Origin of the sequence: Streptomyces sp. NPDC051776 (assembly GCF_040681345.1) — a bacterium.
In the GTDB taxonomy this organism is placed as follows: Bacteria; Actinomycetota; Actinomycetes; order Streptomycetales; family Streptomycetaceae; genus Streptomyces.
This window is the reverse complement of record NZ_JBFAYQ010000024.1, coordinates 47,901-70,658: the sequence shown is the minus strand read 5'-3', so window position 1 is coordinate 70,658 and position 22,758 is coordinate 47,901. Positions and strand designations below refer to the sequence as shown.

The following is a 22,758-nucleotide window of genomic DNA, read 5'->3' as shown; positions in this document are numbered from 1 at the left end:
TGTGCCCATGCTGGGCGCACTACGAAAGCGCCCCGGATGGAATCTCATCCGAGGCGCTTCCAGGGTGGTGGCTGGGGCCGGGGTCGAACCGGCGACCTATCGCTTTTCAGGCGATCGCTCGTACCAACTGAGCTACCCAGCCACGAGGCTTCCGGGGAAACCTCAGCGGTCCTGACGGGATTTGAACCCGCGGCCTCCACCTTGACAGGGTGGCGAGCACTCCAAACTGCTCCACAGGACCTTGCACATCCCGCATCCGGCCAAGGGGTACGTAATGCTGGGGATTGGCTCTGGCGCTGGCGCCCGAACCGAGTGCTGACTATACCCGACGAAGACCGGCGGGCTGAAATGGGTTTCTTGCCCGCTTCGCCTGTACCGCGCTGCCCGCCGTGAAGTTCGTCTGTGTGGAACAGTTCACCCGCCACACGGCCGTCATGCAGCCAGGCAAACGCGGGCAGCGGTGCGTTCGGGTTCATGGCCCAGTCGACTGCGGCGACGACTTCGTTGTCCAAGGCGTCGAGCAGGTGGCCATAACGGTCGACGGTCGTGGTGATGGACTCGTGTCCGAGGCGGCCCTGAATGGCTGGGAGGGGAACCTTTCGCAGCGATGAGCCGGGAAGCATGCGAGTGCCGTAGGTCGTGCACGCGCGGGGCCTTGGTGAGCCCTTCGGCGCGGGCGCCTTCAACCGCCGGGGTGCCAGCGCAGGCTACGGAAGGTCCAGGTGTCTGGGTGGGTTCCGCTCCACCGCGCTCCGGCAGATGCCGGAGAGCAGCCCGTGGACGTTGCGGATGGTCTTGGGGCTGGGTTTGCGGCGCCTGGTGCCCTCTGCGTCATGCGGAGGCAGCCGCCCAGCCTCCAAGTCGTTGACCCACGTACGTATGAGGCCTGAGGTAAGCCCGCCCTCCCCATCGCGCGTCGGATAGCGGAACCACGGGGAGAGCTTCTGGTGGACCGGCTTGCCGTATTCGGTCTTGGTGTCGCCCTGGACGCCGGTGAGTTGATCGATGATGTAGTGAAGCGCGAAAGGTGCAAAGAGTTCGCCGGGTTCGTACATCTTTGACGAAGCCGCGCCCGCGCACCCACCCCGGCGGCCACTGCTGGCCGTGGCCGTTGACCGGGTCTCGGAAGCGCTCGGCAGCCGTCGAGACCTCGAGACCTCTGACGTCTGCTTCCCGCCCCGTGCCCCACCGGCGCGCCACATCACGGTGTGGCTGGTGGTGCCGTCGCTCTTTGCCCGCTGCTTTTGATGTACGCCATGCAGCGCACCGCAAATCAGATCCGTGCCGACACGGTGCTGACGTGATAGACACAAAGAGTCCCCCTGACCGGCGTTATCGCTGATCAGGGGGACTATGAGCGTGGTGCCCCCAACGGGATTCGAACCCGTGCTACCGCCTTGAAAGGGCGGCGTCCTGGGCCACTAGACGATGAGGGCTGATGGCCCACCTGAGCGCTTATCGGCGCCGTCGGGGACGTGAGAAGCATATGGGATGGGAGGAGCTATCGCCAAAACGGTTTCCCATCCGTCGGCGGAGGTGTCACGCGCGGGGCCCGGCCTTGGGTCGTTGCGGAATCCGAGGGCGCGGGCGTCGCGTCCGGTGAGTTGCTCTCCGGGAGACGGCGGCTGACCTCGGCCGTCGACAGGCCCAGACCGCCCAGCGTGATCTCGTCCCACGCCTGGAGCGTGTGCGAGTCCCGGTCCAGATAAAGCACCGACGCCTCGACCGGATCCGGCTCGTCGCCCTCGACCGCGCGCAGTCCGCTGCCGCCCGTCGAGCCCTGCGTCATCAGCCGGGTGCCCTCGTCCAACAGCTGGTTCGTACGGCGGTGGAGGTGTCCGGCCAGGGCGAGCGGGACCGTGCCGTCCGTCTGCTCGGCGGCGACCGGGTTGTGCGCCAGCGCGATGTCGACGGGCTGTCCGACGGCCGTCTGCACGCGCAGCGCCCCGGCGAGCTCGCGCCCCACCCGTACCTCGGCCGGGTCGCCCGCCGCGACGACCGAGCGGTCCGGTGTGAACTGCGGGTCGCCGATGCCGGCCAGCCTCACCCCCGCCACCTGCACGGTCTTCCCGTGGTTCAGGACGTGGACGTTCTTCCGACTCTCCATCGACTTCTGGGTCGCGGCCGAATCGTGGTTGCCGCGCACCCAGACGTACGGGGCACCGAGCCTGGAGACGGGGTCGAGGAAGCCGTTCTCCGCGGCCGTGCCGTGGTCCATCGTGTCGCCCGTGTCCACGATCACATCGATCTCGTACTGCTCGACGAGCGACTCGATGATGTGCCAGCTCGCCGGGTTGAGGTGGATGTCGGAGACATGCAGTACGCGGACGGTGGCGGGGTCGGGCTGGTACGCGGGCAGCGTGGACGTGACGTCGTACAGCTTGGTGACGTTGGTGACCAGACGCGCCAACTCCTGCTGATAGACGTCGAAATCACTGACGATGCTGCGCGCGTTGCCCACCACGCTGGGGGCGGAGGCCAGCAGTCCGGAGAACTTGGGCTCCAGGACGGACTTCGGGTTCCACGTCGCGTAGGCGAGGCCGCCGGACGCAGCGAGCAGCGTCAGCGCGAGCCCGCCCGCGGCGAGCGCGGGGCGCGGCCTGCGGTAGACGGCGAGTCCGAGGGCGCAGGAGCCGGAGACGACGGCCACGCAGGAGCGCAGCGCCAGGTCCAAGGTGCCCGCGGCCACGTCGTGGGAGACCTCGTCCTGGAGACCGGCGATGCGCTCGGGGTGGTCGACCAGCGCGGCGGAGCGGTCCGGGTCGAGCTGATCGACGTCGACGTCGAGCCTGATGGGGCCGGTGTGGCTCTGCAACTCCAGCGAACCGAGAGGCGACACGTTGATCTTGGTGCCACCGGTGAAGGAGGGACGCAGCGTCATCCGCGTGTCCATCGGCCCGACGGGCGTCCGGACGCTGCCGACGATCAGCAGCCCCAGCCACGCGCCGAGCAGGACGACGGATATGAGGCCGACGGCGCGGGCGTACGGGCGCGGGGCCCCGTTGAGCTCGCACGTCGGCGTGCCGTCCCGGGCGCGGGGGTACGTCCGCGAGCGCCGTAGCACGGCCCTGCCCAGGGTCCCCAGAACGTGCGCACCGCGCAGCACGGGGCGCAGAGGACGGAACGACGAGAGGGACGGCTGACGGGACGACGAGGGCGATGTCGAACGGGACGACGGATGAGGCGACCGGAGAGGTTCGCGATCCATTGTGGGCGTATGCCCCCGCGCCCCCGGCACATGCGGGGCAGCCGGTGGGCAGTGGGGCGAGGGGGTTCGTACGCGCCGGTCGGCGGCAGTCTGGCGGGTGACGGGCCCGGAGCCGGGCGCGTGGCGGAGAATGAGGGGCGTGCTGGAGATGACGCGCGAGGAGTTCGAGGAACTGGTCGCGGAGGCCCTGGACCGGATCCCGCCGGAGCTGACGAGGCTGATGGACAACGTCGCCGTGTTCGTGGAGGACGAACCGCCGTCGAACGATCCCGAGCTGCTCGGGCTGTACGAGGGGACGCCGCTCACCGACCGCGGGGAGTGGTACGCGGGCGTGCTTCCCGACCGGATCACGATCTACCGGGGCCCGACGCTGCGGATGTGCGACACCCGCGAGGACGTCGTCTCCGAGACCGAGGTCACCGTGGTGCACGAGGTCGCGCACCACTTCGGCATCGACGACGAGCGGCTGCACGCCCTGGGCTACGGATGAGCGGCGGCTCGCGGGGTGACGGAGAACGGCACGGCGGCGACACCAGCGGCGGCGACACCAGCGGCGGCGACACCAGCGGCGGCGCGAAAGGGGACGGCCGGGGCGGCGGCGCCCCGGGGGGCGTTCCGCGTCGCGGCGCGAACGACGGCTCGTACGGTGGCGGTTCGCGCGGCGAGGGCTCGTACGGTGACGGGCCGCGCGGCGGCGGTTCGTGCGATGGACCCTCGGCCGACGAGCGCGGGGCGGGCGACGGGGTTCCGCCCGATGAGCGCGGGCCGGGCTACGGCATCCCGGCCGAGGGCGAGGCTCCGTCGCTCCCCGCGGGCCGGGCGGTCCACGGGGCGTCCGCCGCGAGTGCGTACCGGGGTGAACCCGTCGACCCCGATGTCGATCTCCACGTCCCCGCCGACCGTGCCGAGACCGCCGGCCACCGCATCTGGCGGGTGCTCCTGGTGATCGCGGCCGGTGGCGCGGCCGGGGCCTGTGCGCGGTACGGGGCATCGCTGGCGTGGCCCGCGAGCACGTTCCCTTGGGACGTCTTCTGGGTCAATGTCTCCGGCTGCACGCTGATCGGCGTCCTGATGGTGCTGGTGAGCGAGCGCGGCGCGGGCCATCCGCTGCTGCGGCCGTTTCTCGGCACGGGCGTGCTCGGCGGCTACACCACCTTCTCGACCTACGCCGTGGGCCTCGTGGGCCTGTTGCGGCGCGGTGAGGTGGGCATCGCGGCGGCGTACGCCGCCGGAACGCTCGCGGCCGCGTTCGGCGCCGTCTGGGCCGCGGCCGCGCTGACGCGCGCCGCGCTCCGGGGGGAGCCGCGGCCGGGCGGGGCTCCGCCGGCGCGGCAGGAGCGGAGGGAGCCGTCCCGATGAACTGGCTGCTCGTGGTGGCCGGCGCCGCGGTGGGCGCGCCGCTCCGCTACCTCGTCGACCGGGCGGTACAGGCTCGCCACGACTCGCTCTTCCCGTGGGGGACCTTCGTCGTCAACGTCGCCGGGAGCCTGGTCCTGGGCCTGATCACCGGAGCGGTCACGGCCGGCGCCGCGTCCGCACGGCTGCAGCTCTTGCTGGGGGCGGGACTGTGCGGGGCGCTGACGACCTACTCGACGTTCTCGTACGAGTCGTTGCGGCTCGCCGAACGCGGGCGGCCGCTCCTGATGGTGGCGAACGCGGTGGGCTCGCTGTGCGCGGGGCTCGGTGCGGCCTGGCTCGGAGTGATCGCCGCGGAGACCTTCCTCGGCTGAGACGACATGACCGTGGTGCGGGACTCCTCCAGCGCGGTGCGGGATCCTCCAGCGCGGGCCGGCGGTCGGGCCGCGCTACGCGGTACGGGACTCCTCGGTCGTGCCCGGGGCCGACTGCCCCACGGCGGGGCCGGGCCGTTTCGTGGCTGGGGCCCGGGCCGTGTCCTGGCCGGGGGAGGGGCAGTTGAGCACGGGCAGCCCATTCCCCCTGCCGCGCCGGAGGTGCCCGCACGTGCTCCTGTTCCCCGACCGCCGCCGCCTCCGCTCCTCCTGTCCGTCGGCTCGTCCCGTTGCGTCCCCTCCTGCCGTCGCCTCCGCTTCCTCCGGGGCGCGTCGGCACGGCACCGGCACGTCGTGCCGCCTCGGCGCCGCGGTTCTGGCGATCGCAGCGGCGACGGGCTGCATGAGCGTGAGCGACCCCGAGGACACGCAGCGGACCGGGTCGGTGGGTCACCCTGAGCGCGCGGCGACTCCGGACAGCAGTGGCGCGCAGACGAAGGGGGGTGCCGTAGGGGACGTGCGGCACGCCCGCGGGAGCGGCATGACCGATGCCAAGGGCGGCGCTCGGGACGGGGGCGCACGAGGCGGACAAGGCGGTACGAATGCTTCCGCACGCCCGTCGGGTGACCGCACGCGCCCGGGGGCCGAGCACACACGACCCCGTCCCTCGCGGCCGTCGGCGCCGCAGTCGGCCTCCCCCTCGCAGGGCGCACCGTCGGCGGAGCCCAGCGCGTCGTCCCCCCAGCCGTCGCCTTCGGGCACGGGACCGAGCGGTTCCGCCTCGCCGTCGGCCACACCGAGCGGTCAGGACCCGTCGTCGGAGGAGAGCGAGCCGGAGTCCGCGACAGGGTCCGTGGCCGGCCCGGAGCAGGGGTGGCTGGAGGACCGCGCCGGGTCCGCGTGCCGCGAACTCGTGTGTCGTTGACGCTGTTGGGCCCTGACGGCAGGTACGGCCCTGACGCGGGCGCGCCGGCGGCCGGGCTCACCTCTGCGGCCCGTCCGGCCGCCTCCCCCGCGCGAGACCTGGCCGCCCCGTCCGTGGGCGGTACCCCGGCAGGACAGGGCGTGCCCATGGAGTCCCGCACGGGGGCCGCATGCGCACGGTTCCGCTCGTACGAATCAGCGTGAATCCATGTGAATCGGTACGAGTCCGTGCGCGGCGTGGTCCGCTCGCCATCCCGTCGTGCGCGGGGACGCACCGCACGAGCGAGCGACCTCGAGGTTCCCGCACGTCACTACCGCCTCGCGGTCCCGAACTCCCTTGGCCCGGCGCTCCGGTGGCGCCGGGCCACCCTCCGCGCGCCCATCGCGGTACGGGGTGGTGAAGGTCTCCCTGATCCGGTTTGCTTCGGGAGGTACCGGGTGCGTATGGTGGTAGATCGTTTGATCCCATGTTGCCCGGCGCCGGACCGAAGCGCGCCGTGAATGGCGCGTTCCTTTTCCTTCCCGTGGCCTGACCGCATCGAGGCGGTCGTATGCGTTGCACGGAGTTTGGGCGCGTGCCGAGACTCCGGAAGGTTTCGCATTTCGCATGTCTATTTCCGCTGCTGATCACGCCGTCGTGTCCGAGAACGGCGAGGTCGCCGAGGTCGTGGAGCCTTCCGAGGCGCCCCGGACCACCTTCGCGGACCTGGGCCTCCCCGAGCCCGTCGTCCGCAAGCTGTCCCAGAACGGCGTGACCACGCCGTTCCCGATCCAGGCCGCGACCATCCCGGACGCGCTCGCCGGTCAGGACATCCTTGGCCGAGGCCGCACCGGCTCCGGCAAGACACTCTCCTTCGGCCTGCCGCTGCTGACCCAGCTCACCGGCGGCTACACCGAGAAGAAGCGCCCCCGCGGCCTGATCCTCACCCCGACCCGCGAGCTCGCCATGCAGGTCTCCGACGCGCTCCAGCCGTACGGTGACGTGCTCGGCCTCAAGCTCAAGGTCGTCTGCGGCGGTACGTCGATGGGCAACCAGATCGGCGCCCTGGAGCGCGGCGTGGACATCCTCGTCGCCACCCCGGGCCGCCTGCGCGACCTGATCGACCGCGGCGCCGCCTCGCTCGACAAGGTGCAGATCGCCGTCCTCGACGAGGCCGACCAGATGGCCGACATGGGCTTCCTGCCCGAGGTCACCGAGATCCTGGACCTGGTGCCTCCGGGCGGTCAGCGGATGCTGTTCTCCGCGACCCTGGAGAACGAGATCGACACGCTCGTGAAGCGCTATCTGTCGAACCCCGTCACGCACGAGGTCGACGCGGCGCAGGGCGCGGTCACGACGATGAGCCACCACGTGCTCGTGGTGAAGCCGAGGGACAAGGCCCCGGTCACTGCCGCGATCGCCGCCCGCAAGGGCCGCACGATCATCTTCGTCCGCACCCAGCTCGGCGCCGACCGCGTCGCCGAGCAGCTCCGGGACGCCGGGGTTCGGGCCGACGCGCTGCACGGCGGCATGACGCAGGGCGCCCGAACCCGTACGCTCGCCGACTTCAAGGACGGGTACGTCAACGTGCTCGTCGCCACCGACGTCGCCGCTCGCGGCATCCACGTCGACGGCATCGACCTGGTGCTGAACGTCGACCCGGCCGGTGACCACAAGGACTACCTGCACCGTTCCGGCCGCACGGCGCGGGCGGGCCGGAGTGGCACGGTCGTGTCGCTGGCCCTCCCGCACCAGCGGCGGCAGATCTTCCGGCTGATGGAGGACGCGGGCGTGGATGCCTCGCGCCACATCGTCGGCGGTGCCGGCGTCTTCGACGAGGACGTGGCCCGTATCACCGGTGCCCGCTCGCTGACCGAAGTGCAGGCGGAGTCCGCGGCGAACGCCGCGAAGCAGGCGGAGCGCGAGGTGCAGGACCTTCAGCGCGAACTGGAGCGGGCGCAGCGGCGTGCTGCCGAACTCCGTGACGAGGCCGACCGGTTGACGGCCAGGGTGGCGCGTGAGCGGGGCGATGAACCCGTCGCGGACGCGGCGTCATCTGCCTCTGCCTCTGCCTCTGCCTCCGCCTCCGTCTCGGCATCCGAGGCGGGTGCGGCCGGGGCCGGTGCGCGGGTCGAGGGTTCTGACGCCGCGGCCACGGCAGGCCAGGTGCCCGCGCAGGCGGATCCGACCGCGGCGGACGGTGCCGGTGCGGACGCGACCGTGACGGAGCCCGCCCCGGCCCCGACGACGCAGGAGGAGGCGCGCCGCACCTCGTACGACCGGTACGAGCGTCGCGACGACCGGCGGGACGACCGCCGTGACGCGCCCCGCACGTACGGCCGTGACCGCGACCGGGACCGGGACCGCCGCGACGACGACCGCCGGAGCGACGAGCGCCGGAGCGAGCGCCCCTTCAACCGTGACCGCCGGGACGGCGAACGCGGCGGCTTCCAGCGCCGCGAGGACCGCGGCGGCTACGGCGAGCGCCCGTACGGCCGTGACCGTCGCGACGAGCGGGGCTTCGGCGGCCGCGACCGGGACCGCGACCGTCGCGACGACCGGGACCGCCGCGACGACCGGGACCGTCGCGACGACCGGCCTTTCAGCCGGGACCGGCGGGACGACCGTGGGAGCCGTACGTTCGACCGGGACGACCGACGCTTCGGCGGCGGCCGCGACCGGCGCGGCGATCGTCCGGTCAGCCGCGACCGCCGCGACGGCGAGCGCGCGGGCTTCGGCGGCGGCCGCTCCTTCGAGCGCCGCGACCACAACCACCGGGGCGGCGACCGCCCGTTCAACCGCGACCGGCGCGACGACCGCCCGTACAACCGTGACCGCCGCGACGACCGCCCGGCGCGGCGCGACGACCACCGCGGCGGCGCCGGCGGCGGCCGCTCGTTCGACCGCCGTGCCGACAAGCCGCGCTGGAAGCGCAACGGCTGACCCGGCCGGCCGACCGCCCGTCGACCGCTGAACCACCGCCGCCCCCGGGCCACTTCGGCACCCGGGGGCGGCTCCATCTCCGCGATGGCGCGGGGCGGTTGCGGCGTGCGCGCAGTCGGCGGCGGCAGGGCTTCGGCCTCCCCCCTTGGGGACCCGCGCACGGGACGGCGTACCGTATGCGTACGGGGCAGGTACGGAGCCCCCGCCCCGTACGAACCGGGACCGGCACGGCCTCCCGGACGCGCCCGGCGGATACCCGATCGGATGCCGGGCTCGTCCCCGCTATGCTCGGGGGAGCACGATCGAGGGCCGTTAGCTCAATTGGCAGAGCAGTGGACTTTTAATCCATTGGTTGTGGGTTCGAGTCCCACACGGCCTACCTCTCAGCCCCAGGTCAGAGCACATCTGGCGTGGGGCTGAACTGCGTTTCTGGGCTCAGAGTTCATGAGCTGGGCCGCTGCTGGCCCGATAAGGCCCATCAAGACATGAAGAAGCCCCGGCCATCCGCCACGGGGGGTAGGACGACCGAGGCCGATCCAGGGGGTCAGGCTGTGGCGCGGACGATCAGGGTGCCGATGTGGCCAGGCTTGGGTGCGTCGAGGAGGCGCGCTTCTGCCGAGCCGAAGCCGGAGCGGGTCAGTAGCCGCTCCCAGACGGTCGGGCGGTAGCTGTATCGGTAGGTGAACATGGCCTTTCCCGCGAACCCGCCCTTGTACATTCCCTGTGGGCCGTAGGCGCCGGGGATGGCGGGGGCTTGGGAGAAGACGAAGACGCCGTCTGGATTGAGCCGTTCCCGAACGAGGGGGAAGAGCCGCGACGGATCGGTGAACCAGGCCGCTCCGAAGATGGAGTAGATCGCGTCGTAGGTGTCCTGGCATTCCCCCAGGTGCTCAAGGACTTCCCCGCAGTGGAACACCGCGCCTGTGCGGTCCCAGCGCTGGGCGATCTTCTTCACCATGACGGGGGACAGGTCCACACCGTGAGCCGTGATGCCCTGTTGCGCGAGGTGGGCGAGAGCGCGGCCCGTACCACAGCCGATCTCCAGAACGCTCCGGGGGCTGCCGAGGAGTTCCGGACCGGGTCCGTGCCCGACGTACTGAGTCCAGTCGAAGACCGGTTCGACGTCGTCCTTGAAGGCGGATTCGGCGTAGGTGTCCCACAGCTCGGTCTCGGCGGCGATGTCGTGGGGTACAGGCAATGGACGTCCTCCGTATCGGCGGGGAGAGGGCGGGCCCCTGCCCTACCCGAGGAGAGGAGGGCAGGGCCAGCGTATGACTCAATGACTGTCGGGCGCCTTGTTGTCGCACGGCGAGCAGTCGGACGCGTCCACCGACCACAACTCGTCATCGACGTCGAACCCGTTACTGCGGATCAGCTTGGCGGTGCGCATGACGGTGCCGTCGCGACGACGTTCGATCAGCGGCGCATGGTGCTTGTAGACGCCGTTGTTGTATTCGTCGCAGAGGGCGAAGTACAGGGGGGTGTCGAGGATGAGCTGATGGACGCCGATGTCGACGGTGTATCCGACGCCCATGTCACGCCGGGCTTCTCCATGGCGGTGATCAGGTACGCGATGCCCTGGCCGAGGATGCGTTCGGCGAGGCTGCGTACCGCGACACTGTCGCGGAGAAGAAGCTGGACTTCGCGCTCCCACAGGTCTGTGACGCCGACGTCGCTGAGGAGGTGCGGCACTCGCCCCCTGAGGGTGTTGAGGATGATCCGCGGATCACGGGTCCGCGTCAGTACTGCGGTGCTCATCGTGAACTCCTTTGGTTGTACGGACCGTTCTTTGTGCACCCGCCCAGGGCGCTCGACCTGTACCAGGGCTACCGGACGTCCGGGACGGGGGGTCATGGGGTGGGATTTGCCGCGATCGACAGTCCGATCACGAGCCCGCAACTGGCGCTGACCATGACGATGAAGAGCACACCGGCGAATTGGCCAATGCGATGAAGCTGTGAGGTCACTTGCCCCACCTATGTGCGGCATTGCGCCACGCCAGGCGCACGCTCAATTCCTCGCGGGCTGTGAGCCTGCGGACGTCATCAGGCTTCGCATCCCACGGCTTTCCACCAGCGATCGGCTGAAGCTGCACATAGCGGCTTGTGCTCAGCACTACGATCGCGGACCGGTCGCGCAGAGTGTCCTTCACGTAGTCCCCGGGCTCAGGCACCGGGGGCCCCGGCTCCATGGCGGTCATCATGGTCGGCTCCATGTACGGAGGGTGTGCTGACCATCACACAGTGCCCATGCGAAAGGGCGGTGTGTTTCACAAGCTGTGAAACCCGCCGCCCTTGACAAGCGCAACTACAGGCCGAGCCACCGCGCATAGTGCAACAGGGACTCGCCACTCTCCCTATCCGCCCTGCGTAGAGCCGCCATCGTCTCCCGGACATGCGGATGAAACTTGGTCTGTTGCGGAGCGGCAGCACGAGCCTTCAGGAGCGAAGCGAATGCCCCCTGCCGATCGCCCGTCCACAGCTGCGCGCGGCTGAGATCGATGAAGTAGTGGCTGACGCGATCGGGGTAGGCGAGGCCGAACTCCTCAGGCAGGTGGATGTCTTCCGCGTCCTTCACCGCCCTCCCGTAGTTGCCGAGCTCCACCTCGAGCGCCACCTTGTGGATCAGAGTGTTGGACGGCCCGAACGACATCACGTAGTTCTGGGTGTCTCCACCCAGCTGGCTGGCGGTATCCCAGGCTTCCCGCCACTGGGCGCGGGCCGTTTCCGCCTGCTCCTTGTCCCCCGGTCGCTGGCGGGCCGCCAGCATCGTGGCCCGCAGCCGCAGGTTGCCTTGCACGCACAACGCGGACGTGTCCCCGCGGCGCGCGTTCTCTTCGACCTCGGCCAGGGAGCGCTCCATGAGTCGCAACCCGACGTCGTGCCGACCGGTGTTGAAGCAAGACTGTGCTCGGAGATACGAGTTGAGGATGACCATGTACGGGTCGCCGGACCGATCCGCGCTGTAGGACATGCGCACCAGGACACTGCTGCCCAGATCGATGTGCCCGAGCTTGTACGCCACGTCGTGGACACATCGGTAGGTGTAGGCCAGAAGACGGTGAGCGCGTTCCTGCCTGGTCCCCTCGTGACGGTGGGCGGCTTCCACCAGTTCGTCGATGAGGGCCGGCGCTTTGGCGGCGGTCTTCAAGTAGTCCGCCCGCCGCCGGTCCTCGCCGAGTCCCTGGACGTCTTTGACGATTTCCTCCAGCGGCCGGGGCGGAGTGAGGGAGTCGAGGGGGACGTCCCAGTTCTCAAGGCTGGCGCGGATGGCGGCCATCGGGGCGTCGAATCGGTCGGCGCGCTGTTCGGCCGCGTAGGGCTGGCCTACCAGGACGCTGCTCTCAATGCCCAGCGCGCGGGCGCAAGCGGCCACAATTGCAGGGGAGGCGGGCCTGTGTCCGCTCTCGACCTTGCTCAAGAGGCTGAAGGAGACGTGCGCTTTCTGGGCGAGCCCGCGTTGCGTCAGGTGTGCCAGTTTCCGCTGTTCCGCGATGCGCGCCCCGATGTGGTCGTCGGTAGCGTCGGGCATACTGAACTCCGTTCTGCTTCGACACCAGAACGGTACCCCCGGCGTGTGCTGGCGAGTACAGCGATCGGCCCCCGCTCCTGTGGGGCCGCCGTGCTGTCCGGGCTTGGACGCACGAAGGCGTCCGCGCCCTCCGGTGAGGAGAGCGGGGCGTAGCGGTGCCTGGGATCAGGCGATGCGGTGGAGGCGGAGCCAGGACTCGGTGCGGAGCGTCGTGGTGCCCGCGGGTCCGGTGGCCGGGCCCTCAGGGAGCGTGAGGGTCCCCGCCGTGCCGACGGTGGTGATACGGCTGGTCGGGGTGCACATGGCGCCGGTCGGCAGGAGGCACCAGCAGGCGGGGCACAGTCGACCCTCTTCCCCTGCTGCGCTGATCCGTCCGCCGGTCCGCGGCCGTCAGCTCGTGGGCCAGTCGCCGCCGCCGAGGCGGCTCAGTCGAGCCGCGGCCTGCTTCGTGGCGTCGATGGTCTTCCGGGGGACCCGCGGCATCAAGTGGGCCGGGCGCAGGAGGAGGACCGCGCCCATGATCGAGGAGTCCCACATGATGGGAGCGGCGCATGAGTTCCAGCCGGCCATGCACTCCTGGTAGCCCACGGCGTACCCCTGGTCCCGGATGTCCGCGAGGGAATCACGCAGCTCGTCGTTGTCCTGGTAGACCCCGGGGCCCGCTTCCTCGGGAACCGGCTCGTCGAAGACCCGTTGCTGGAGGACCTGTGGCAAGTACGCGAGTATCGTCCGGCCCGAGGCCCCCGTGCGCAGAGAGCGGGTGACCGACAGGACGTCCCGCGGCGTCATCCCCAGCTCGACGAGGTCCGAGTCGCCGACGGCCATGTCGATGCACTGCCGGTTGACGCCCCCGAACGGGGCCTTCATGTAGAGGAAGACCATTCCGCCGTCAGTGGCCAGCCGGAGCTGCTGCAGCACGGCGTGGGCCTCGTCCCCGGAGAGGCCGTCATGCGAAAGCGCCTGGAACGCAAGCTCGCTGACGCCCCGAGCGAGCTGGTACCGCCCGCGGCGCGGACGGGCGAACGTCCCGCTGTAGATGCCGCTCTGCAGGATCCGGCTGACGGTCGAGTCATCCAGTCCCGTCGTTGCCGCCAGCTCGCTCAGGCTGTGGTCAGGTCCTCCGAGGTCGACGAATGCGCGCTGCACCCGGAAGACTCTTTCGGCGTGGCTCGTCCCGGCGCCCATCTGGTCACTCCTCCGCTGGGCTTCAGTGCCGTGCCTCCTCCTGCAGAGGCACGGCCCCGTTGCGGGGACGAGCCGGTCCAACTCGTATGTCCGCGTGGGATCCACGATCCTACTGAGCGGTGTCCAGCAGAAGCTTCCCCATGTGCGAACGGCTGGTCAGGTCACGGTGGGCCTGCGCCGCCTCACCGAGTCCGTAGGCCTTTCCGATGACCGGCCGCAGGTCCCCGGACCGTACCGCCGCGAACAGCGCCCGCATCGACGTCGGCAGCGCCGCACGGTCGCTGTAGAGGTGAGGCAGCCAGAATCCCGACAGCGTGATGGACCGCTCCATCAACTCCCGTGTGGGAACGGCCGCGAGCTCATTGCCTGCGTAGCCGTACACGACCACACGGCCGCGGGGAGCAACCGCGCCCAGCACCTGGTGGAAGGTCTTGCCGCCGGTCATCTCCAGAGCTGCCTGGACCGGGCCTCCGGCGGCCTCCAGGATGCGCTCCGTGAGGTCGTCCGCCGTGGAGTCCACCACCGCGTCAGCGCCGAGGTCCTGCGCCAGGCGGCGCTTCTCCTCTGTGCTCGCGAGAGCGACGACCTTTGCTCCGGCGCCCTTGGCCAGCTGGACGGCCAGCGAGCCGACACCGCCGGCCGCAGCCGGGATGAGGACACTCTGGCCGCGGGTCACCTGTGCCGCGGTGAACAGCAGGTGCCAGGCCGAATTGCCCTGCAGTGTCAGGGAAACGGCCTGCTCGTCGGTCACGTCATCCGGGATGTCCCAGATGACGCGCCGGTGGACGAGGGCCTTTTCTGCGTAACCGCCGCCTGCCGTCAGGGCCGCGATACGCCGTCCGCCGTCCAGCGTTCCGACGATTTCGTTTCCGGGGGTGTACGGCAGCTCGACCGGGCTCAGATAAGTGTTACCCCGTACATGAACGTCCGCGTAGTTGACGCCCGCGTGGTTCACGGTCGCCAGCAAATACCCGGCGCGAGGCTCGGGCTCCGGGACATCGGCAAGCTCCAGCACCTCGGGGCCGCCGAATTCCCGCATCGTGATCGCTCGCACTGCACTCCCTCACAGTTATCGGTGGTCACGGACAGGCTATGGCATGCGGTGTGAGCCGGTGGAGCCGCCTTGTGAACACCCATTTCTCATGTGGTGAGAACCGGGCACGCCGTTTCTCGCACCCCGAGAAACGGCCGCTCGTTTCTCGTGTGGTGAGAACCGGAGAATGACTGGCTTGCGGCGCGCAAAGGCGCGTTGGCATAGTTGCCGCATCGCATTCCTGGGGCCTGTGTGCATTTCCCCTCCACTGCTCCGCGGGGGAGACCAGTGGAAACGGCGCGGGCATCTTGGGGTCGGGAACGCAAGTGTGGGCAACGGATTCACGTCGTTCACACGTGGAGTTCTCGGCTTTCCTCGGTCGGTGTCCTGTGCACATGGGCCCCGGGTCATGCGGGCGGAAGCTCCTCCGTTCCCGGTGTCCTGACCGCCATCTGCCTTCGGTGCCGGGCGGTTTGGCGTCGCCCCCGCCCCGGGGCGTGCTCCGAGGCGCCGTCGTGCCACGACGGCATCACGGCTCCGAGGCGCCGTCGTGCCCCGGGGCAGAGCCGGATCGAGGTCCCGCCGGTCCGGCTGAAGCGGTTCCGGTTCCGGCCCGCTCCCAATGCCCGTCCCCGCCCCGGACGGTGTGAAGGCCCGTGCGTTTCTCCCGCCCCTTCCGTGACCGTTGTGGTGAGTTCCCGTATCCCGTGAAGAATCATTGGCTCGGTGGATGAGTCACTGCACAAGTATTGCCACCCCGTCGGCTCGCCCCCATTCTCTGATTGGTCTTCGCCGCGGGTCCCCCGACGCGGAGCCGTCCAGGTTCGACCCCTGCTCGTTCCCCGGAGATTCCATGGTCCGTCCCGCATCCGGTCCCCGTACCCGCCACCGCGCCCGCACGCGCGCCCGGTTCCGTAACGCCGCGCTGGGTCTCGCTCTCGGCGCGGTCGTCGCGGCCTTCGTTCCCGGTGCGTCCGCCTCGGCCGCGCAGTCCTCCGGGGCGTCCGGGGCGTCGAAGGCGGCCTCGGCCACGTTCGGCCCCTTCTCGGAGCCGTCGTTCACCTCCGAGTGCGTGTGGCACCACTTCGGCGAGGGCGAGCAGCCCCCGCTGTGGATGTGGGTGTACGACCCGTTGTGCGTGGCGTACGAGAAGCGCGACGTCACCATCGACAACGGCGGCGCGCTCCGCTTCCTGCTCGCCGAGCCCTCCCGCTTCGCGATCGCCGGTCTCTCCTGCCGCTACTACCAGCGGGACCACTGGAGCGTGCAGATGTCGAGCGGCGATGTGCCGTACGTGACCTGGGACGGCCAGTACTGGTGGGACAAGGGGGCACGGCGCGCCGGGCTCCGCGTCACGCATTTCCGTATCGACGGGCAGCCGGCCGGGATCGGCGACGCCGTGACCGCCCTCCGGCCCCACTTCCCCGAACTGGCCGACGCGCTGGCGAAGTTCGGCGAGGAGTCCGGGGAGAGCGGTGTCAGCGTCACACTTCCGTTCAGCCTGCCCTGCAGCCTGGCGGGGTGAGCGATGGGTGCGCCACTCGACCGCCGGGCGGTGTTGAAGGGACTGGCCGCGGCCGCCGCCGCGCTGACCGCCGGGGGAGTGACCACGGGTGCGCTGGCGGGCGGAGCCGGGGCCGCCCCGGCGGCGGTGGACCCCGTCACCGCACAGACACTGGAGGCGTTCGCCGACACGATCATCCCGGGGGAGCGCAGATACGCGGGTGACCGGGCCGTGGCCGGGGCCGTCAGCGGCCCCGGGGCGGTCCAGGCGGGGGCGCTCGACGTCCTCGCCTCGCCCGAACTGCCCCTCCGGCCGCTGCTTCCGGGTATTGCCGCGCTGCTCACCACCCGGGCCACGGCCTACGCGGCGACGCATCTCATCGTGCTCCCTCCGCTGCTGCCGCCGTTCGTCGGGTTGTCCTTCGCCCACCGCACCGCGCTGGTGGGCAGGTTGTACGGTCCGGAGGACGCCGACCGGGCCATCTGGCAGGTGCTCGCCCTGGTGGTGTCGCTCGCTTTCGACACCGCCGCGAACCACGACACGGCCGAGGCCGTGCGCACCGGCCACCCGGGGTTGACCTGGCTCGGGTTCCCGGCCGCCGGCGCTGACGGTGTATGGCGCTTCGACGCGTATTCCTACGGCCGTTCCCTGGCTCCCCTGCACCCGTCCACCACCCCCTCGGGGAGCCCGGCATGACAGCACAGACCACCGACGTCCTCGTCATCGGCAGCGGATTCGGCGGGTCGATCCCCGCGTACCACCTGGCGGCGGGCGGCGCCCGCGTCACGGTTCTGGAGCGCGGTCCGCGGCTGGAGAGCGAGGACTTCGCGCAGTCCACCCAACTCGGCACGTACAACCGGATCGTGGACGTCATCCGCGGCGAGGGCATGTCCGTCGTGGCGGGCAATTGCGTCGGCGGCGGCAGCGTCGTGTATTTCGCGGCCTCGCTCCGCGCACCCTCCTTCGCGTTCGAACGTCACGGCAGCGTCGGAAGGCGGCTGTGGCCGGGGCGCATCACCCGGGCGGGTCTCGACCCCTGGTACGACCGGGTCGAGGAGTCCATTCCGGTCGCACGTACGGGCTGGTCCGATGTCTCCTACGCCGGGGGCGTGTTCGCTGCGGCGTGCGCCCGCGCGGGCCGCACCTGCAACCCGGTGCCGGTGGCCGTCGACACGCAGCGGTGCACCAACTGCAACTGGATGCTGTCCGGTTGTGTCTTCGACGCCAAGCGCTCGATGCTGACGAACTACCTCCCGGCCGCCGAGGCGCACGGCGCGACCGTGCAGCCGCTGCACGAGGTGCAGATCATCCGGCCCTCGCTGCAGTCCGGATACCGGTACGCCGTCACGTACACCGTCCTCGACCCCGACGACTACACCGTCCCGCAGGGCACGGGCACCATCCACGCCAAGGTGGTGGTCCTCGCGGCGGGCGCCGTGGGCACCCCCGTGATCCTGCAGCGCTCCGCCGCGGCGCTCGGCGGCATGCCGAAAGCGGTGGGCCGCCACTTCTCCGGGAACGGCGACCGGGTGAGCGTGGCCGAGGTGAACGAGGACAAGGTCCGCTCGCTCCTCGGCCTGGACCGTCCTGGAGGCGAGGCGTACGCGGCCCTGCACATCGGCCGTCCGATCACGGCCGCGAGCTACGACCGGCTGCGGGCGGAGGACGAGGAGTTCACACGGTTCACGCTGCAGCAGATCTACTTCCCCACGATCACCAACGTCCTGGCGCGGACGGCGGACGACGGGCCCGGCTGGTACGGCGTGGCCAAGCGGCGGATGCGCAAGAACTGGCGTTCCTGGCTGACGCTGCTGGCGATGACGGAGGACGACAACGAGGGCACGTTCGGACCCGTACCGGTCACCGGGAGCTTCACCCGCCTCGCCCAGGGGTTGGGCCTCGGCAGCCTCTTCTTCCGCGCGACCGACCGTACGCGCAGGGGCTGGCGGGAATCCGACGCCGAACTGCGCTCCATCCTGGAGAAGGACGGGCTCGCGCGGGTGCAGCCGTGGACGGAGGACGTGGCGGGCGCGGTGACGGCCCACCCGCTCGGCTCCGCCCGCATCGGTGACGACCCGGCCATATCGGCACTGGACGACCTGCATGAACTCCGAGGCCACCGCGGGCTGTTCGTCACGGACGGCTCCTCGGTGCCCGCCTCCCTGACGGTCAACCCGTCGCTGACCATCGCCGCCCTGGCGGAACGAGCGGTCCCGGGCATCGTGGCCCGCGCCGCCGACTCCGGCGTGGACGTCCGCTACGGCGCGCCTGCCCCGGACGGCTCGACGGCGGGCCGCAAGGAGACGGCCGCGCAGGCAAGGAGGCTGGCGGCGAGGGCGCAGCGGGCGGGGACGAAGGGATGACGAAGGGTGACGAAGGGATGAAGAAGGGACAGGGAGCCTCAGGCGTACGGCACGGCCGTCCCGTGGGCGCCGTCAGGCTCATTGGCACGGCCGGTCCCGTCCGGTCCTGCGGAGTGCCCGGCTCCTCGCGCCCGCCCGGACTCATTCCCGCCCGGACTCATTCCCGCCCCGACTCATTCCCGCCCCGACTCATTCCCGCGCGGGCTCATTCCGTCCGGCCGGTGCCCGGCCCTTCCCCAGCGTGCTCTCGCGTTCCATCAGGCGGTACTCCGGGCGGAGTTGGCCCCTGCGGGGCGGCTGCGCCGCGCGGTCGGGATTCTCGAGGCGGGTGAGGATCGACTCGATCGCGAGGCGGGCGATGGCGCGTTTGTCGGGGGCGATCGTCGTGAGCGTCACCGGTCCGAAACGGCCCTCCGCCATGTCGTCGAACCCCATCACCGCCGTGTCCTCAGGTACGCGTACGCCCCGCTCGGAGAGCACACGCATCGCGCCGATCGCGATCAGGTCGTTGTACGCGAGGACGGCGTCGGGAGGTTCGCCCGCGTCGAGCAGGCGGGTCATCGCCGCGGCACCGTCCGAGCGGCCGGATCCGTGCGTGGGGACGATCAGGCTGTCGGGGGCGTCGAAGCCTTGCGTGGCGAGGACTTCGCGCCAGCCCCGGAGACGCAGGTGCGCGGGGTGGCCGGCGTCGTCCGTGTGGCCGCCGAGGAAGGCCACGCGGCGGCGGCCCAGGCCGGTGAGATGGCGTACGGCGGTGCGCGCCGCGGCGACGTTGTCGATGGCGACCGCGTCGTACGGCAGGTCGTCGCGGCGCTCGGCGAGCAGCACCAGCGGCGCGTCGTCGTCGCGGTTGCGCAGGTCCTCGGGGCGCAGCTCGACCGGGCTGAGGATGACGCCGTCGGTCACCCGGGCGCGGAAGCCCTGGCCGACCTGGGCCTCCTGCCTGCGGCGGCCGCCGGTGAGGTCGAGCAGCACGGTGTAGTCGTGCTCGGCCGCGGCGTCGACGACGGCGCCGGCCAGCTCGGCGTAGTACGGGTCGGCCAGTTCGGGGAGGGCGAGGCCGATGATGCCGGTGCGGCCTTTGCGCAGGTGGCGGGCGGTCGGGTTGGGCCGGTAGCCGAGCTCGTCGATGGCGTGCTGGACGCGGGAGCGCAGGGCGGGGGTGATGTGCTGGTAGTTGTTCACCACGTTCGAGACGGTCTTGATGGAGACGCCCGCGCGCTCCGCGACGTCCTTCAGGCTCACCCTCATGACCGACCCCCTCCGGCATCGCGTCCGTGGGCAGGGTGCGGTTTTCAACGTTATGCAGTGACGGCCCGGGCTGTCTTGTCATGCCCGGAGCAGGACTTCGTCACCACGCAGGTCCACTCCCGTTCGGCCCGTACAGGTCGAGCAGGCGCGTACGCGAGGCCATCAGGCGCTGGGCGATGGCGTCCGCGACCTCGATCGCCAGGGCCATGCCCAGTACCGGTTCCTTCTGGCACAGCGCGCGTACCGCGCCGCCGTCGAACTCATAGACCCAGACGAGGCTTTGGGCCTCGGCGCCCAGGTGCCAGTGGCGCGGCGGCAACAGCCAGGACCAGCCGAGCAGTTCGCCCGCGCCGATCTCCTCCACCATCGCCGCGCGGCGGCCGGGCACGTGGATGTCGAGCGCGACGCTCCCGGAGCGGATGACCCAGAAGCGATCCGCTCTGCTGCCTTCCTCGATGATGCGGGTGCCGGCCGGGAACGAGACGTCCCGCGCGAGCGCCATGAACTCGTCCACGTGCTCTGCCGGCAGTGCGGCGAGCACCCCGCCCCTGGTGATCACGCCGGTCATGTCGCGCTCCCTTCCCGTGCCGGGGCGCCCTGGGGCGGCCCATTGCCCCTGCCCGGTCCGGGTGCACTCTTCGCGCCCGGCCCGGCCCGGCCGTACGGACCGGGCCCGCCCCGGGCTCACGGTCCACGACCCGCCGTCCGTGCCCTGCCGGACGGCCCACTGCTCGTACGACACCAGCGTCCCCATGTCCGATCGGGTCGGCACCAGGGCTGACCGGGCCCTCTGCGGAGGGCCGAAGGTCCCTCCGTGCCCGGATCCCGGCCCGGCGCGCGAGTGGGGCCGGTCGGTCCCGGAGAGGGCCGGGCGCCCCCTGCCCGGGACGCTGCGGCGAGGTGAGTCTTGATGTTGCAAGGGCTGAAAGGAGGACGGACGTGCAGGACGGAACCATCGCCGTTGGTGTGGACGGCTCCTTGGAGAGCCTCGCCGCTGCGGACTGGGCCGCCCAGGAAGCGCTGCTGCGCGGCACGCCCCTTCGCCTTGTGCAGGCGTGGGAGTGGAAGGTCCGCGCCGGTGCCCTCGCCCCGTCCAACGACACGCAGCGGGACTGGGCGACGCGCCTCCTGCACGAGGCGGAGGAGCGGCTCAAGAGCCTCGACCCCGATCTGGCCATCACCACCGAGCTGGCGTCCGGTACACCGGTCGCCGCTCTGCTCGCCGCCTCGGCCGACGCCGCACTGCTCGTGCTCGGCTCCCGTGGCCTCGGCGGCGTCGTCGGGTTCCTGCTCGGCTCCACCGGTCTCGAGACGCTCGCCGAGGCGAAGCGCCCCGTGGTCCTCGTACGCCCGGGCGAGCAGGGCCAGAGCGACCCTGAACGGTCTCCCACGTCGGGCTGGGAAGTCGTCCTCGGGCTGGACCTGGACCGGCCCTGCGACGACGTGATCGCCTTCGCCTTCGAGGCGGCCGACCGGCGGCAGGCGCCCCTGCGGGTCGTCTACGCATGGGAGGTCCCGCCCGTGCACCGCTACACGGCGGGCCGTCCCGGCCGCGTCACCGGGCCCCGGCAGGAGGACGAGGAGAGCCAGGCGCTCACCGAGGCCCTCAGGCCGTGGCGCAGCAAGTTCCCCGACATCGAGGTCGAGGAGGCCGCGGTCTCCGGGCGGCCCGGTCATCTCCTGGTCGAGGCGGGGACCCGCGCGGGCCTGGTCGTCATCGGCCGCCGGGCGCAGCGCCCGGGTCACGGAACCCACCTCGGGCCGGTCGCCCACGCGGTGATCCACCACGCGCGGTGCCCTGTGGCGGTGGTACCGCACAAGTGAGAGATCACGCCCGGCACATCAAGAGATCACACCTGAGAGATCGAAGGACTGAGCACCAAATGAATGCGGTGATGGCCATGCTTGAGGACAGACGCCTGGACAGGCATGGGGAGTTCGTGGGGCAGCGGGTCGTCGGCGGCGAGTCCGTGGTGGAGCTGCGTGGTGAGCTCGACATCCTCAACACCCCCGGAATATCGGACTACCTCGACGTCCTGACAGCAGGCCACCAGCCGCACATCGTGCTGGACATGCGCGAGGTGAGTTTCATCGACGCGAGCGGACTGTCGATGCTGGTCCGTGTCAGGCGCCGGACGGCGGAGCGCCGCGGGCACCTGTCGATCGTGCTCCGTGACCCCGCCGTGTCCAGGGTGCTGCGCCTGGCGCAACTGACCGGCTACTTCAATCTGCACGACAGCGTCGAGGAGGCCATCGCCGCTGTCACCTAGTGCCGTCCCCGACAAGTGGTGCCGCCCCAGCCAAGGTCCTTGGAGGGGGCGGCAGCAGGATCCCGGCTCCCCATCATGGCGAGCGGCTCAGAGCGGCTCGCGGGGGTCACGCGTCGAGCGATGCCGGCCGTACGGGCTGTGGTCAGTCGTGTCCTCGCTCATGGAGCTCCCGGTCCTGCGAGTCCCGGCGGTCATGCGCCTGCGTCGCGATGACCGCTGCCTGGATGCGCCGCTCCACTCCCAGCTTGGCCAGCAGCCGTGAGACATGGTTCTTCACGGTCTTCTCCGCGAGGTGGAGCCGCAGACCGATCTCCCGGTTCGTCAGCCCGTCACCGATCAGTTCGAGGATCTCCCGCTCGCGTTCGGTCAGCCGCGGGATCGCGCTCTCGTCGGACTCCTCCTCGGCGTCCTCCCCGCGCAGCCGCGCCATGACGCGCGTCGTCGTGCTCGGGTCGAGCATGGACTGGCCGGAGGCGACCGTTCGGACCGCGGTGACCAGATCCGACCCCTGGATCTGCTTGAGCACGTAGCCCGAGGCGCCGGCCATGATCGCGTCCAGCAGCGCCTCCTCGTCGTCGAACGAGGTCAGCATCAGACAGGACAGCTGCGGCATCCGCGACCGCAGCTCGCGGCAGACGGCGACCCCGTCCCCGTCCGGCAGCCGTACGTCCAGGATCGCGACATCCGGGCGCAGCGCGGGGATACGGACCAGTGCCTGCTCGGCGGTTCCTGCTTCGCCGATCACCGAGATGTCCTGCTCGTAGTCGAGCAGATCGCGCACCCCGCGGCGTACGACCTCGTGGTCGTCGAGCAGGAAGACCTTCGTGCTCACGTGA

The 22,758-nt window shown here is 70.9% G+C and carries 20 protein-coding genes, 4 tRNA genes and 1 pseudogene; 10 read left to right on the top strand and 15 right to left on the bottom strand.

Translation table 11 applies throughout. The features are described from left to right. Positions 1-65: 65 nt before the first annotated feature. The 5 genes from AB0M26_RS19595 to AB0M26_RS19575 all read right to left on the bottom strand — a co-directional run bounded on the left by AB0M26_RS19595 (position 66) and on the right by AB0M26_RS19575 (position 3,208). Positions 66-142 (bottom strand) — tRNA-Phe (locus AB0M26_RS19595). A 24-nt stretch (positions 143-166) separates the two neighbouring features. Further along, positions 167-241, bottom strand: a tRNA-Asp gene (locus AB0M26_RS19590). 466 nt (positions 242-707) lie between these two features. After that, complete coding sequence (locus AB0M26_RS19585; protein ID WP_365262592.1) at positions 708-1,055, bottom strand: hypothetical protein; 348 nt, start codon at positions 1,053-1,055, stop codon at positions 708-710. Positions 1,056-1,360: 305 nt separating this feature from the next. Next, positions 1,361-1,436: transfer RNA gene (locus AB0M26_RS19580), tRNA-Glu, on the bottom strand. A 65-nt stretch (positions 1,437-1,501) separates the two neighbouring features. Continuing rightward, on the bottom strand, positions 1,502-3,208 hold the full coding sequence (locus tag AB0M26_RS19575; protein ID WP_365262589.1) for a metallophosphoesterase: 1,707 nt from the start codon (positions 3,206-3,208) through the stop codon (positions 1,502-1,504). A 139-nt stretch (positions 3,209-3,347) separates the two neighbouring features. On the opposite strand from AB0M26_RS19575, the gene AB0M26_RS19570 reads away from it, so the two are divergent. The 5 genes from AB0M26_RS19570 (at position 3,348) to AB0M26_RS19550 (ending at position 9,164) form a co-directional block, all read left to right on the top strand. Next, complete coding sequence (locus AB0M26_RS19570; RefSeq protein ID WP_365262586.1) at positions 3,348-3,698, top strand: metallopeptidase family protein; 351 nt, start codon at positions 3,348-3,350, stop codon at positions 3,696-3,698. Between the two features lie 287 nt (positions 3,699-3,985). Beyond that, complete coding sequence (locus AB0M26_RS19565; protein ID WP_365262685.1) at positions 3,986-4,567, top strand: CrcB family protein; 582 nt, start codon at positions 3,986-3,988, stop codon at positions 4,565-4,567. Continuing rightward, complete coding sequence (crcB, locus tag AB0M26_RS19560) at positions 4,564-4,938, top strand: fluoride efflux transporter CrcB (protein WP_365262583.1); 375 nt, start codon at positions 4,564-4,566, stop codon at positions 4,936-4,938. The genes AB0M26_RS19565 and crcB overlap by 4 nt, the downstream gene beginning before the upstream one ends. A gap of 1,531 nt (positions 4,939-6,469) precedes the next feature. Then, the gene (locus tag AB0M26_RS19555) at positions 6,470-8,785 is read left to right on the top strand and encodes a DEAD/DEAH box helicase (protein WP_365262580.1); all 2,316 of its coding nucleotides are present in this window, start codon (positions 6,470-6,472) and stop codon (positions 8,783-8,785) included. Between the two features lie 306 nt (positions 8,786-9,091). Continuing rightward, positions 9,092-9,164 (top strand) — tRNA-Lys (locus AB0M26_RS19550). A gap of 165 nt (positions 9,165-9,329) precedes the next feature. Here the strand turns inward: AB0M26_RS19550 and AB0M26_RS19545 are convergent. The 7 genes and pseudogenes from AB0M26_RS19545 to AB0M26_RS19515 all read right to left on the bottom strand — a co-directional run bounded on the left by AB0M26_RS19545 (position 9,330) and on the right by AB0M26_RS19515 (position 14,555). After that, positions 9,330-9,983, bottom strand: coding sequence for a methyltransferase domain-containing protein (locus tag AB0M26_RS19545; RefSeq protein WP_365262577.1), 654 nt, complete (start codon positions 9,981-9,983; stop codon positions 9,330-9,332). Between the two features lie 78 nt (positions 9,984-10,061). Further along, a pseudogene (locus tag AB0M26_RS19540) lies at positions 10,062-10,543 on the bottom strand (hypothetical protein). 205 nt (positions 10,544-10,748) lie between these two features. After that, complete coding sequence (locus AB0M26_RS19535; RefSeq protein WP_365262574.1) at positions 10,749-11,000, bottom strand: hypothetical protein; 252 nt, start codon at positions 10,998-11,000, stop codon at positions 10,749-10,751. A 92-nt stretch (positions 11,001-11,092) separates the two neighbouring features. Further along, positions 11,093-12,316 carry a helix-turn-helix transcriptional regulator gene (locus AB0M26_RS19530; protein ID WP_365262571.1) on the bottom strand — a complete coding sequence of 408 codons (1,224 nt, stop codon included), beginning with the start codon at positions 12,314-12,316 and terminating at the stop codon, positions 11,093-11,095. A gap of 165 nt (positions 12,317-12,481) precedes the next feature. Beyond that, positions 12,482-12,619: a hypothetical protein gene (locus AB0M26_RS19525; RefSeq protein WP_365262568.1), complete on the bottom strand. Its 138-nt coding sequence runs from the start codon at positions 12,617-12,619 to the stop codon at positions 12,482-12,484. Positions 12,620-12,706: 87 nt separating this feature from the next. Then, positions 12,707-13,501, bottom strand: coding sequence for an IclR family transcriptional regulator C-terminal domain-containing protein (locus AB0M26_RS19520; protein WP_365262565.1), 795 nt, complete (start codon positions 13,499-13,501; stop codon positions 12,707-12,709). Between the two features lie 109 nt (positions 13,502-13,610). Further along, a complete protein-coding gene (locus AB0M26_RS19515; RefSeq protein ID WP_365262562.1) occupies positions 13,611-14,555 on the bottom strand; it encodes a zinc-binding dehydrogenase in 945 nt (314 codons plus the stop codon). Between the two features lie 832 nt (positions 14,556-15,387). Here AB0M26_RS19515 and AB0M26_RS19510 point away from each other — a divergent pair. Genes AB0M26_RS19510 through AB0M26_RS19500 form a run of 3 tightly spaced genes read left to right on the top strand, consistent with a single transcriptional unit; the run spans position 15,388 to position 18,401 of the window. After that, entirely contained in the window at positions 15,388-16,059 is a 672-nt protein-coding gene (locus AB0M26_RS19510) for a hypothetical protein (protein WP_365262559.1), read from the top strand. A gap of 3 nt (positions 16,060-16,062) precedes the next feature. Further along, on the top strand, positions 16,063-16,734 hold the full coding sequence (locus AB0M26_RS19505) for a DUF5987 family protein (protein WP_365262556.1): 672 nt from the start codon (positions 16,063-16,065) through the stop codon (positions 16,732-16,734). Beyond that, positions 16,731-18,401: a GMC family oxidoreductase gene (locus AB0M26_RS19500; RefSeq protein ID WP_365262553.1), complete on the top strand. Its 1,671-nt coding sequence runs from the start codon at positions 16,731-16,733 to the stop codon at positions 18,399-18,401. The genes AB0M26_RS19505 and AB0M26_RS19500 overlap by 4 nt, the downstream gene beginning before the upstream one ends. 189 nt (positions 18,402-18,590) lie before the next feature. Here AB0M26_RS19500 and AB0M26_RS19495 read toward each other — a convergent pair whose 3' ends face one another. Both AB0M26_RS19495 and AB0M26_RS19490 read right to left on the bottom strand, forming a co-directional pair. Beyond that, a complete protein-coding gene (locus AB0M26_RS19495) occupies positions 18,591-19,652 on the bottom strand; it encodes a LacI family DNA-binding transcriptional regulator (protein ID WP_365262550.1) in 1,062 nt (353 codons plus the stop codon). Between the two features lie 100 nt (positions 19,653-19,752). Continuing rightward, positions 19,753-20,220 carry a cyclic nucleotide-binding domain-containing protein gene (locus tag AB0M26_RS19490; protein WP_365262547.1) on the bottom strand — a complete coding sequence of 156 codons (468 nt, stop codon included), beginning with the start codon at positions 20,218-20,220 and terminating at the stop codon, positions 19,753-19,755. Between the two features lie 371 nt (positions 20,221-20,591). On the opposite strand from AB0M26_RS19490, the gene AB0M26_RS19485 reads away from it, so the two are divergent. Together AB0M26_RS19485 and AB0M26_RS19480 are read left to right on the top strand one after the other, a co-directional pair. Continuing rightward, the gene (locus AB0M26_RS19485; RefSeq protein WP_365262545.1) at positions 20,592-21,476 is read left to right on the top strand and encodes a universal stress protein; all 885 of its coding nucleotides are present in this window, start codon (positions 20,592-20,594) and stop codon (positions 21,474-21,476) included. A 77-nt stretch (positions 21,477-21,553) separates the two neighbouring features. After that, on the top strand, positions 21,554-21,922 hold the full coding sequence (locus AB0M26_RS19480) for an STAS domain-containing protein (protein ID WP_365262542.1): 369 nt from the start codon (positions 21,554-21,556) through the stop codon (positions 21,920-21,922). Positions 21,923-22,064: 142 nt separating this feature from the next. Here the strand turns inward: AB0M26_RS19480 and AB0M26_RS19475 are convergent, their stop codons facing one another. After that, on the bottom strand, positions 22,065-22,754 hold the full coding sequence (locus tag AB0M26_RS19475; RefSeq protein WP_365262539.1) for a response regulator transcription factor: 690 nt from the start codon (positions 22,752-22,754) through the stop codon (positions 22,065-22,067). Positions 22,755-22,758: the final 4 nt, after the last annotated feature.